We start from the raw sequence: 12,508 nt of genomic DNA, 5'->3' as shown, positions 1-12,508 counted from the left end.
CACACACCGCCGACGCCGGCGACGTTCACCGATACCCCCTCACATAAGACTCCCGCAAATCACTGGCCCACCCATCCAGCACCGACTTGACGTTGGCCGCGGTCATCACTTGCTTGTCGTCGTCCAGCGGTATGCCGGTGCCTTTGCGCATCACCTGGGCGACGACCTCGCCGGTCGCGCCGTCCTCGAAGGACACTTCCGTGGTGATTTCGCTGTCCTGGTCTCGGATGCCGGTGGCAGTGCTGACGCCCGCGGCCACCAGCGTCACCGGCAGCCATTCGTAATAACGCAGGCTCTGGGTGCTGGCGGCGACGCGGGTGATGGCGGGCCGGACCGTCAAGGTGTCCGGGCCGGGTTTCGACGACAGTTGCACGACTTTGCCCAGTTCATAGCGCAGCGCGGCATCGTAGTAGGCGGTCACGGTGTACAGCGTGCCCTGGGGGATGCGTTCGGTCGGCGCGACGTCGGGGTAGAACCGGCTCGGCGCGATGTAGACCTGCTTGTACCGGCCCCGCTTCAAGGCCGGGCTGACCCAGCTCAGGGCGGTCTGTCCGGAAGGCGTGCGGTGTTCCTTCAAAACGCTGTAGTCGCGCAGAAAGCCCGCATTCGTGGCCGGTTCGACCTTCTTGCTGCTGCACGCAGACAGGCTCAAGGTGGCGACGAACAGCAGCGATACCGAATATCTGTTTTTCATCCGTGCAATTCCTGGGTGTCCGTCAGGCGGAGGCTTGGGCGGGCGGGATGGTTTCCGAGCCTTCGACGCGCAACTGGCCATGGATCATGATCCAGTGGATGAGGTCGGCCGTCGGAAGGGTGTGCACGTACTCCACCCATTCGGTGCCGGACGGGCTGTACCGCTCGAAATAGCGGCGCAGCACGATCTGGCTCTGGTCGTCGCTCAAGCCCAGGCAGGACTCCTGGAACAGGATCGGCTTGTCGTGCTTGGGCACCGTGGTGCGCTGGCGCAGCACCAACGGGCGCTGCGTGGCGTGGCGGACGGCAATGCATGTGCTTTTCTGAATCGTCATAAAGCCCCCTCGTTTGGAATGGCGAGCAGAGTGCACGAGGGGTTTTGCGGCAGGATGTCCGCTTGATGTCCGGGCCGCAGAAATGTTGCTCGATTGAAATATATGACCCGCACACCCGAATGGTTTTAGAGTCGCACCTCTTTTGGGCCGCCAGGGAACCCCGTGAACGTGAGCAGACTGCTGATCGTCGACGACGATGTGGAAATCCTGTCCTTGCTGAAGAAGTTCTTCGTCCAGCACGGCTACGAGGTGGACGTGGCCGCCGACGGCCAGGCCATGTGGGCGGCGATTGCCCGGCAGCGGCCGGACACGATCATCCTCGACCTGATGCTGCCCGGCGAAGGCGGCCTGAGCCTGTGCCAGAAGGTGCACACGCAACTGGGCATCCCGATCATCATGCTCACGGCCATGGGCGAGCTCAGCGACCGGGTCGTCGGCCTGGAGCTGGGCGCTGACGACTACGTGACCAAACCCTTCGCCCCGCGGGAGCTGCTCGCCCGGCTGCGGTCGGTGCAGCGACGCACCGGCGAACGGCCCGACCCGGCCAGCGAACCCTCGCGGCCGGTGATCGGCTTCGCCGGTTGGCGCCTGGACATCACCTGCCGCGAACTGCGCTCCCCGGACAACGTGATGATCCCGCTGTCCGGCGGCGAATTCGACCTGCTGGTACTGTTCCTCGAACACCCGCAACGCATCCTCACCCGCGAACAACTGATCGACATGACCCACGGCCAGGGCCACGACGTCTACGACCGCAGCATCGACGTGCAGGTCAGCCGGCTGCGGCGCAAGATCGAGCCCGACAGCAAACGCCCGGACCTGATCCGCACCGTGCGCAACGGCGGCTACATGTTCTCCGCCAAGGTCACCCGCCCATGATCCGCCGACTGCTGCGGCGCGACACCCTGAGCCGGCGCATCGCGCTGACCATCGTCGCGGCCATGGTCGCCTCGCTGGCCCTCAACGCCCTGTTCGTCCAGGTGGCGGGCATCTGGGCGCGCCCGCCCATCGAGCGCACCGGCCTGCTGGAACAGATCGCCATGACCGTGCGCGTGATCGACGCCGCGCCCGCCCCGCTGCGGCCGCAACTGGCCAGCGCCGCCAGCAGCCCGCTGCTCAATGTGGTCTGGAAGCCCCAACGCGCCGACTTCGGCCTGCCGGGGGAAGGCAGCCAAATCAACGTGGACGACGACGCCTCGGCAGGCCGAGAGACCGTGCTGCAGACCTTACTGGGCACCGGACGCACGATCGAGGTCTACAACCCCAATGACTGGCCGGCGGGCAGCACCGAGGGCCGCTACGTCGCCCTCCTGCGGCTGGCCGACGGCAGCTGGCTGTCGTTCACGCCGCCGGCGCGCAGCTGGGGCCTGGAGATCCACACCCGCATCGCCATCGTCATCCTGCTCGGCCTGATCGCCACCGTGCTGGTCGCCTGGGTCGCCACCCGCCAACTGGCGCGGCCGCTGCAACGCTTCGCCAGCGCCGCCCGGCACTTCGGCCGCAACCTGCACGCGCCGCCGATCAAGGCCGAAGGCCCGGAAGAGATCCGCCAGGCGATCATCGCCTTCAACACCATGCAGGCGCAGATCCAGCACTTCATCGGCGAGCGCACCCACATGCTCGCGGCGATCTCCCACGACCTGCGCGCCCCGCTCACCCGCATGCGCCTGCGCAGCGAATTCATGGACGACCTCAGCCAACAGGACAAACTGGTGCGCGACATCGAAGAAATGCAGTCGATGATCAACGCCGCGCTCACGTTCTTCCGCGAAGACACCCGCCCGGAAGCGCCGACCGCGTTCGACCTGTCGGAGCTGCTGCAAACCATCGTCGACGACTACCGCGACCAGGGCATCGACGTCGACTTCAGCGGCCCCGCCCGCCTGGTCTACGACGGCCGCCCGCTGGGCATCAAACGGGTGATCGTCAACCTGCTGGAGAACGCCGAGAAATACGCCCGCCGCCCGCGCATCGCCCTGAGCGTCGGCCCCCACGCGATCTGCATCGAGGTCAGCGACGAAGGCCCGGGCATCCCCGAAGACGCGTTGGAGCGGGTGTTCGACCCGTTCGTGCGCCTGGAGACCTCGCGCAACCGCGACACCGGCGGCGTCGGGCTGGGGCTCTCGTCGGCGCGGGCGATTGTGCGCGAGCAAGGTGGGGACCTGACGCTGCACAACCGGCCGGGGACGGGGTTGGTGGCGCGGGTTGAGTTGCCGGCGCCTTGACGGCTGCCGGCACCACTCACCCCCTGCGGACTCAACCCCGCTTCGGCAACTTCCAGTTCGGCCGAATGAAGTGGCAGGTGTAACCGTTCGGAATGCGCTCCAGGTAATCCTGATGCTCCGGCTCCGCCTCCCAGAACGGCCCCGCCGGTTCGATCTCGGTGACCACCCGCCCCGGCCACAGGCCCGACGCATCGACGTCGGCGGCGGTGTCCTCGGCGATGTCCCGTTGCTGTTCGTTCAGGTAATAGATCGCCGAACGGTAGCTCGGCCCCCGGTCGTTGCCCTGACGGTTGGGCGTGGTGGGGTCGTGGATCTGGAAGAAGAATTCGAGGATCTGGCGATAGCTGATCACGGCAGGATCGAAGACGATCTCGATGCCTTCGGCGTGGTTGCCGTGATTGCGGTACGTGGCGTTCGGCACCTCGCCGCCGGTGTAGCCGACGCGGGTGTGCAGCACGCCGGGATAGCGCCGCAGCAGATCCTGCATGCCCCAGAAGCAGCCGCCGGCGAGAATGGCGGTTTCGGTTTGACGGGTCATGGTCTGTCCTCTCGGGGTGTGGGTGTAGGCGATGTTATGAGGGCGGGTTTGGGGATTCCAAGGTGAGCCTGTACCGCAAAGGTGAATGAGCGCAATGGGCGCGCTACCGCCGACGACAGAATGGCCCTATTTGATTGCCGCACCACCGATTCTGCATCGGTTGAAGGCGACCGCGACTTGCGGCACCCTTCGCGGCGAAATTCCAAGGACGGTAAAACTCAGTGAGTCAGCTCCACAGCGTTATTGGCTTCGCGATACTTCTCTGCGCCGGATGCACGAAAACGGCGAACATCCCACCGGCCGACCTCACGTTAACGTCTTTTGAACGTGGCGCCAGCCATCTGCTCACGGCGCGCTTTACCTCCACGGTGGATCTGCAGCACGCTTTCAATGACTACGAAAAGTCCAACCAACTCTCCCCTACTCTGATTTGCTCCCTCAATCGAGACCTGGACTTTTCCTCGGAACACACCATCGACATCCGAGCCGAAGGACGGGTGACCGCGATCAGCGAGACCCGACCCCATCACACGTTTTCTTCCGAGCTCGTCTTCTACTACACCCAGCCGAACGGAACCCAACGCGACCTGAATGACTATGAGGCCATCAGGCCCCTGCTGGCGTCGCAAGCTGCAATCCCCTGCAAAGTGCGCATCACCGCCTACGGGTACGAAGCGTATTACACCAATACGCTGCTCATCCCTTCCAGGTTGATGACCGGGCAAATGCCTAGGTAGACACGGCCCGCTCAACCCAAGGTGCTCGCACGGAAAAGGCATGCCGTTGTTTAAGCTTTTTGGATGGCGTTTAAAGACACCCGCCGTTACTTCCCCAAGGCTACAACGCCTTGCGCCGTTGCCTACGCCTGCGCCAGAATCCGCCGGCTTGTGCGTCTAGGGTGCGGGTTTTACTGTTTCCGGGTCATCGAAAAACGGTGATCGGGTTTGGTAGACCCGCAGCACTGACGCATCGCGTCACCTTCTCAGTTGCCTTCCGGCGGCTCGATTTATGGTGGCCATGCTCAGGGCTTCTTCGGAAGCGCCGGTTCCAGTGCTCCGGTCTACCAACCTGCGTATGGCCACCACCCCTCGTTTGGTAGCGAGAGTGGACGGCTCCAATTCAACAAGCGCTGGAGTACCACTTATGTTCAAACCGACACCAAATCCCCCTGCCACTGATCCGGCATCTCCATACGAATCCCCTGAGTCCCGAAAACTCAACGAAGCCGCCGAACGCGCCCTCGACCACTACCTCAATCCCCCACCCAACATCATGGGCACCCGCCCAGAACCCGAACCCATGTACCTGGCCAACCCGGTCTACGACACCGAATCCCTGCTGGCCAACGCCAGCGAATCCCTCGGCTCCGCGAGCGCGATGCTCAACAACTTTGCGGCGGTGTTGGAGCCGATGCATCGCAAGACGGCCATTGGCATTGCGCAGTTGGTGATGCTGGGGGAAGTGGCGGTGAATCAGGCGTTGGATAATGTTGAGCCGAAGTAGGTGTGGGGGGCTGCGGCTGACCTGCGTGTGTTAGCCGCAGATAAATGTGATGTCTTACAGAGAGCCGCCATGAATGGCGGCTCTCTGCTGTGAACTCAACCGGTCGACGCAACAGATTTGGCGCGTTTTGCGAGCCACACTCCGAGGCTGACGGCGATTCGGACATACCCACAATCAGAGAAAAAATACGAAGAGCTGCTATACCTTCACCTGCCGCGTACCAGCATAAGGGGAGTGAGTTAGCGTGGGCTTCTGTGGAGACTCCTATCAGCAGATCATCACTTGGCGCCGACTGAGCGACACTTCTGCCGTGAGGTATGTCTGCTTCCTAGATCTCCGAACCTCTCTTTATGCTGTGCAAAGCACCGACGTCTTTAATCTACTCTGCTCAACATTTCCTTGATCATTGAGGTTTCTCCCCGTGATCGAAGCGAATGGTACACGTGTGTAATAGTAGTAGCCATGGATGCTCAAAATGCTGCCGTATGAATACGCTTGTGGCAGAAATCCAGGGTCGACCAAGGGCTTATAGAGCTTTTAAACTACAAAAATTGCGATGTTAGAAACAACACTTTTTCACAAGGAGATGATGGTGATGAAGTTAGGCATTTTACACATTAGCGACATTCACATCAAAAATAGTGCAGACAAAGTCCTTGAGACAAGCACCTCCATAGCTAAAGCATGTTACGCAACAGCTCATAAGTGCGATTCCTTTGCTATTATTGTCACAGGTGACATTTCTTATAGCTGCAAAGAAGAAGAATATTCGCTTGCCAAAGTATTTTTCGATCACATAAAGGAAGAGCTTGAAAAAGAAATTGGGAGAGATGTAGAGTTTTTTGTATCTCCTGGCAACCATGACTGCATGCTTAAGCCAGAGAACGATATTCGCACACTAGTCATTGAGCAAATTGTACAGGAACCAACCAGAGCCAAAAATCAAAGCCTGGTTGATGTCTGCACGAGCGTGCAGGATGAATTCTTCAAGTTTCAGGAAAGCGTATCTTCAATAAAGCCTATATTCTCAGATAAACTTTGGAAGGAATATGAATTAAACATTAAAGGCTCCGTGATCAGAATCTCATCATTGAACGCGGCGTGGATGTCAAGATTACCTGAACCTCAGGGAACGTTGGTTTTTCCTATAGAAAATTATTATGACTTATTAGAATCACCATCAAACCTAAGACTGTCACTTTTACATCATCCGCTAAACTGGTATTGCCAATCTAGCTATCATCCCCTTAAAAAAGCGCTGAGAACCCATTCAAATGCAATATTGTCAGGTCACGAGCACTCGCCAGCATCTGAAGAGGTTGTCGACTCTTCGATTGGAAGTGTATTGCTTTTTGAAGGGGCTGCTCTACAACCGCATGGTGCTACATTTGACCCTAGGTTTAGCTGTTTGTTATTTGACACTAATGAGAATAGCGTAATCGAGAAAAGGTTTAGAGCAACTAATTTTTTGCCGATTGTGCTTGAAGAGATAACTCACACCCTGAGAGCATCGGGTGGATGCGCGAGAAGCAACAATAAGATATCAAGTGGATTTGTTCAGTTCTTAAGCGATGCTGGTGGAAATTTTACTCATGCGCACAAGCAAAACATAACTGCCGAGGATATCTTCCTGTATCCCGAGTTAGAAGACGCAACCGCAGAACAGGACAAAAAATTCATATTTGCAGACCAACTAATCAATGATTGGGAGGCACTAGAAAACTCGCTATTATTAGGTGACGACGAGTCAGGGAAGTCATTTTGCTTAAAAAGAGCATTCTTTGACATCCATACACAAGGAGGGCTGCCTTTGTACATAAAGGCAGCCGAACTCAGCTCCGTCGCGGACAACCAGCTTGATAGAAAGATAATACAGCTCGCAGAGCAGCAATACCTGAAAAGCGAAGATTTTATCTATGCAGATCGAATTAAAAAAGTTGCTCTGGTTGACGACCTAGATCGCATAAGTGGCGGTTCAAAAAACCAAGCAAAATTAATTAATTATCTAAGCGAGCATTTCGGAGTCGCTATTGTTACCGCCAGCTCTAGGTATCAGCTAAACGAATACATAGACTCTTCTGCCTCTGTAGCTTTGTCAAACTTCAAAACATACAAAATACGGCCATTCGGTCACTTAATGCGACACAAGCTGATAAGAAAATGGTGTTTACTTGGCGGATTGAATACAAAATCGGTACTAGACAAAAAAGTACATAACATTGAACGACTACTATCTGTAATTCTAGGAAAAAACCTAGTTCCCTCCAAGCCAATTTATCTATTGATATTGCTACAGAGTTGCGATCAAGAGCAGCAGACAGAACTTCAAAATAGCGGATTCTCCCAGTACTACGAGTACCTAATAACAAAGAGTCTAAAAGAGGTAGGTTTCAGGGTAGAACACTTAAACGAAATGTTTAACTACCTATCAAATCTGGCTTGGTTTTATAAAGAAAAAGACGTTAGAGAGCTTGACATCACAACACTACGGCAGTTTAACTCGAAATTCTGCGAGGAGTTTGCGACTGTAGATTTCGACTCGAGATTAGTTGTACTCCGGCACGCAAAGATACTTACCCAAGACGGCACCTACTTTAGCTTTAGTTATTCATACATCTATTTCTTATTCGTAGGAAAGTATCTTGCCACCAACCTTCACAAACCACAGACAAAAACCCTTATTAGTGGTTACTGCAAAGAGCTATACCGTAAAGAAAATGCAAATTCTATCATGTTTCTTACTCATCACGGCAACGACCCTTGGGTAATCGAGCAAGTCTCGGAAGTACTCAACGAATGTTTTCCCAATTATTCTCCAATTGAATTCAATGGTGATGTTGCCGCCATTAACTCGTTAGTCAATGCTACTGCCCAGATAGTGATTAATGAGATTAACGAACAAGACGTTGAAAAAAATCAATTAAGGTCTAGACGCTATGCAGACGAGTCAGACTCAAGAGATCTGCCTGAACCACCAAAATCGACAGCCATGTCAGAAGGCGAAAAAGACTCCATACTAAGCTTGAGTTCAAACATCAACCTAATGATAAAAACATCAGAAATTCTAGGGCACATTACAAAAAACTACTATGGTTCTTTGGAGCGATCACGCAAAGCTAAGTATCTTGAGCAAATATTTGACGGCACACTACGTACGTTGAAGGCAGTGTTCGAGGAAATCGTCGATCAACCAGATGCGTTCGTTACAGAGTTGGAGAAAATGCTCCGAGAGAGAAAACCTGATTTAACCGAGTCAGAAAGTACGGATGTCGCAAAAAAACTAGCCTTTCAAGTATTAGGCATGATATGCACAGGATTCATTGCTCGTGTTGGACAGGTGGTCAGTTCCGAGCGAATTCGCGAAGACATTAATACCCTAGTTGACACGAAATCTAATAATGCCTATCGATTGATCGGTGTAGCATCATGCTTAGTCAACCCAGGTCACATCCCGTTCGATGCTATCGAAAAACTTGCTCGCGACACTTCAACTAACAATCTCGCCTTTACTTTACTGCAAAGCTTAGTGTTTTATCATTTACACATGTTCCACACCACTGACAAAGATAAGCAGCGCTTAGCAGCCTCTGTAAAAATCGGGATGACCCAATCTAGAGCAATTGACATAGCCACAAACAAAGGAAAAATGATCAGGTAAATTTATAAAAAAGGGGACTGATCTATTTTTTGAAAATAGATCAGTCCCCTTTTTTCGGTCCCCTTTTTCGCTTTTTTAGTGTTCCGCAGAAATCATGAGGCACACGCAACTATTTGACGTTATTTGAACGAGCAAAGCTTAATGCCTTCATTGACGAGGGCGTGCAAAATAATTCTTCAATACCAACAAACTCCCCCCCCACTCCATCATCAGTCCATTCGAATACCGTATGTGGATAGGTTACCGCCCAGATGGATGCAATATTAGCAATTGTTACATCCAAAGCTTTCGCAATTCTAACAAATTCTACCTTATTAAACTCGCCAGCTCGATTCAACATATTCATTGAATTAGTGCCTTCACCGTCCTCTGGCGAGATGGCCCGACTGTGCGTAAAACTGCAAAGATACTTAAAGTGATCATACGCCTCATCAATAATACAAAATCCGTTTTCACTCATGAATTTCTTGATCAGAGGGTGATTCTTTAAAAGAGGTTTGGTCGTACCCCAGTTAGGGGTCGATGTTAAACCCCCATCCCATTCCGAAAATGCTTTATTATACTCACCTGCTACGGGCTTTTCATTTTCAAGCCTTTGGAAGTATAGGGCCACTGAAGCCATTTCTAATGCACCCCGCAGACACGAAGCAGAGGTCTTATAAAAACCGGTCCCCAGATTCCATATTGATGCAGATAAATCATCAACAACATCAATAATTGTCCAATTCAGTATATCATCACCTGTGTCAAAAATTAGGCTTTCCGTTAGTTGATAGCCATATACAAAAGAGATAATTGAATTTGCTTTTTTCCCAAAAACATCGAGCTGCTCATTTATACCAACCCTTTCGACATTTTTAGCGCTTTGAAGTGCTAAACTCATTATATCCAAGGCTCGACGTCCTGCGCTTGAGCTAATTCTCGGCATTTTTACCTCCTACTATTAAGTGGTTTCTAGGTGAGTGAATACTTCATGGCTAAGATGTCGATTCTGAATTCTAACCCACCCTGGCTTTACCGGCACTATGCCTAGTCGTTTTGGATCGAGACCTGCCGAAAGGATAGCCTAAGACCATCCCTCAGACCTGAAAAAAAAGGACTGATTTATTTTCTACATCAGCATTCCAGAAATAATTCAGCCCCCTCTTCGGGGTAGGTGGGCTATTTTAGCACTATGGTAATCAACTCATAATATATGGCTATAAGTCCCTAATGTCCGCTCCCGATGGAGGTCCTAATTCTGCGCCACCCTCTGGCTGCATTTGCTGTTCAGCTAGAGCATGTTTGTGAATGTATACAAACTGGTGGGCGATTATTTGCGCTGGTGTACCTTCCTGATAGTAATCTGGATCATCAAGATCAACTCCATAGCGCGAGCGAAGATTAGCCGCGATGTAGTCAGGGGAGATTAATGAGGCTATTGAATCATATGTCTCACGCCGAAGATCCGATCGTACAGGTAGGCCGCTTTCTATTTCCCACCCCTCCCCAATATAAGTTTCTAAAAAATCATCTACTCGATCAGGCTCATCATCAAACTGCTCACGCAAACAAATTTCTACCTCTTCCTTGCCACGGCCTTTTTGCCAATACCAATATAGCTGAGGTGCGTCGTCTCCAGCCTGTTCAAATATGGGTGCAGTAGCGTTTGCCACATAAATGCGATCGGCAAACCTCTTATAGATAGTCTCATTCGCCTCACTTGGAAGCACTTGATACTGATCATTTCTATCAGGCCAGTTAATGAGCCACCGAACACATTCACTCCCCATTTTTAAAGGTGAAGCCGCATCCACAATCATCTCAACGGCAGCTTGCCTATTCTGTACTGGAATACATCTCATAAGTTGAGATATCAGTATGCCTGCTTGCATCATCGTGCCACCGATTACATATGGCCCTCGCTCACGGGGAAGGAGATCGCCATTTTCAGCGAAAGCGATTGCGACCGGCAAAGCAAATCTCTCGCCCATAGAATCCACACGATCTCGCAATGCCTGTATTAGCTGTGGCATAGCCCTGTTAGAGTACGCACTCAGAAGACTACGTCGCCCATGCGCATCAGCTGGTACGAGCGCCTCTATCAAAACATTAAGGTGACTATCCGCTATATCCCCTTCAGGTACTCCATAAACGAAATAGCGTCTAAAGTACCGAGCAGAGCAGATGCGTTTCTCTCTGGCCCATTTCTCCTCCCAATCCCCTCCATACATTGAGTTACCCGTTCGAGGAAACAAGGGCTTCAGCAACCGATCTCTTATCTGCTCGCGCTCTGCAGGTAGCGACTCGGGCATCGCGACTTCAATAATTCTGTCGATAGGTGAAGGTGGCCGCTCTAATCCTATTAAGGCTCCACGAGGCTCACCTTTTAGGAATATTTCGGAACTATCGCGAATACTCGTATAAAGCTTTGGATAAAGTACTCGAATTCCTTCAATTAGCATAAATTCGGCAGTATTCACTTCACCTTTCACAAGAGGCAATGCAAACATCAACGCATTTGTGTACAACTTGGCAACTCTTGGCGTCTTTAATTTTGATTCAAGCCCATCCACGAAGTGACGCGAGAATACGTCGGCTTGCCGTTGGTCGAGAACTATTCCTGCTTGATTCAAAGCGTGTTCGACACCTTCAAAAGTAATCTGACGCAGACTAATTCTATCAACTGGAGGAAGGTGCAAAGGAACTTGTATGATCTTTTCTAGAAACGCGCGACCGGCTTCATGCCCGCCCGCACCGTATCGTTCTCCGATAGCAGCAGCGACTACATCATCGTCGAAGGCCAACACGTAGCTGGTATATTTGAAGCTTGCCGATAATTTCACCAGCTTTAAGATAGCATTGGTTTCGTCTTTATCTAACCGATCGATGTCATCGATGAGAATTACCAGCCTTTTTCTGCTCTGACCTAAGAAAGCATCTATCTGGCTTTTGATTTGATCAAGACTGACCTTGGATAATGACTCCCCGATATTCTTTGCAGCATCACCGGCATTGATTTCTACGCCTGGTAGAGTGACTGAAACGACAGATAAAATGGCGCCATAAGACTCAAGTAGTTTTGCAGCTTTTTCTTTAAAGGCCGGTTCCTTTCCTAGAGCCTCTGCCAAAGTGGCGAAAAATCCTCGTAGAAGTGCATCCTCTGAAGGGAAGTGCCATGGATTAAACCGTATGGTGATGACCTGTTCATATAGAGCAAGTGACTCCTCCATCATCTTGAGCACGGAAGTCTTGCCGTCTCCCCATGGACCGAATAGACCAATAACTATGCTAGATGGATCTCTACGCTTGGCGATTGTCTCAGCAATTCTCGCGGCAAAAAGCGCCCGCCCAAACCGATCGTCAACTTTAGATGCAATTGGCTCATCGGAAAAGTATTGATTATTATCTTCAATGTATTCGCACTCTGGAGTCACAGACTCATCATTTGATGATTTCGTAGTTTTAGAGTTACGACCAAAGAACTTGCGCATCCATTTCATCAGTTTCCCCTTAACGCATTGAAGATACACAAACTATCTCTGACAGTACGGGCACAAACCAAAAATAATAGATA

General features: G+C 52.2%; 10 protein-coding genes. 5 read left to right on the top strand and 5 right to left on the bottom strand.

Translation table 11 applies throughout. The annotated features are described in order from the left end of the window. Nucleotides 1-25: 25 nt before the first annotated feature. Nucleotides 26-694 (bottom strand): DUF3313 domain-containing protein, encoded by a 669-nt coding sequence (locus CAG31_RS23355; RefSeq protein ID WP_085585656.1) that lies wholly within the window; start codon nt 692-694, stop codon nt 26-28. 22 nt (nt 695-716) lie between these two features. Beyond that, a complete protein-coding gene (locus CAG31_RS23350) occupies nt 717-1,028 on the bottom strand; it encodes a hypothetical protein (RefSeq protein WP_085585654.1) in 312 nt (103 codons plus the stop codon). A gap of 168 nt (nt 1,029-1,196) precedes the next feature. On the opposite strand from CAG31_RS23350, the gene CAG31_RS23345 reads away from it, so the two are divergent. Continuing rightward, nucleotides 1,197-1,907 carry a response regulator gene (locus CAG31_RS23345; protein WP_085585779.1) on the top strand — a complete coding sequence of 237 codons (711 nt, stop codon included), beginning with the start codon at nt 1,197-1,199 and terminating at the stop codon, nt 1,905-1,907. Beyond that, nucleotides 1,904-3,253, top strand: a complete 1,350-nt coding sequence (locus CAG31_RS23340; protein ID WP_085585652.1) for an ATP-binding protein — start codon at nt 1,904-1,906, stop codon at nt 3,251-3,253. The genes CAG31_RS23345 and CAG31_RS23340 overlap by 4 nt, the downstream gene beginning before the upstream one ends. Nucleotides 3,254-3,284: 31 nt before the next feature. On the opposite strand, the gene msrA is transcribed toward CAG31_RS23340, so the two are convergent. Beyond that, entirely contained in the window at nt 3,285-3,791 is a 507-nt protein-coding gene (gene msrA, locus CAG31_RS23335) for a peptide-methionine (S)-S-oxide reductase MsrA (protein ID WP_085585650.1), read from the bottom strand. A 221-nt stretch (nt 3,792-4,012) separates the two neighbouring features. Between msrA and CAG31_RS23330 the strand changes: the two genes are divergently transcribed. From CAG31_RS23330 to CAG31_RS23320, 3 genes are all read left to right on the top strand, one after another. After that, a complete protein-coding gene (locus CAG31_RS23330) occupies nt 4,013-4,528 on the top strand; it encodes a hypothetical protein (RefSeq protein WP_085585648.1) in 516 nt (171 codons plus the stop codon). A 406-nt stretch (nt 4,529-4,934) separates the two neighbouring features. Next, nucleotides 4,935-5,294 (top strand): DUF6124 family protein, encoded by a 360-nt coding sequence (locus tag CAG31_RS23325; RefSeq protein ID WP_085585646.1) that lies wholly within the window; start codon nt 4,935-4,937, stop codon nt 5,292-5,294. Nucleotides 5,295-5,889: 595 nt separating this feature from the next. Then, nucleotides 5,890-8,952, top strand: coding sequence for a metallophosphoesterase (locus CAG31_RS23320; protein WP_176243884.1), 3,063 nt, complete (start codon nt 5,890-5,892; stop codon nt 8,950-8,952). A 109-nt stretch (nt 8,953-9,061) separates the two neighbouring features. On the opposite strand, the gene CAG31_RS28285 is transcribed toward CAG31_RS23320, so the two are convergent. Continuing rightward, a complete protein-coding gene (locus CAG31_RS28285) occupies nt 9,062-9,880 on the bottom strand; it encodes a hypothetical protein (RefSeq protein WP_139831379.1) in 819 nt (272 codons plus the stop codon). A 271-nt stretch (nt 9,881-10,151) separates the two neighbouring features. Beyond that, a complete protein-coding gene (locus CAG31_RS23315) occupies nt 10,152-12,434 on the bottom strand; it encodes a P-loop NTPase fold protein (protein ID WP_085585642.1) in 2,283 nt (760 codons plus the stop codon). Nucleotides 12,435-12,508 lie beyond the last annotated feature (74 nt).

This window comes from Pseudomonas sp. R25(2017) (assembly GCF_002112565.1).
In the GTDB taxonomy this organism is placed as follows: Bacteria; Pseudomonadota; Gammaproteobacteria; order Pseudomonadales; family Pseudomonadaceae; genus Aquipseudomonas; species Aquipseudomonas ekonensis.
This window is presented reverse-complemented; position numbering and strand designations above follow the sequence as displayed.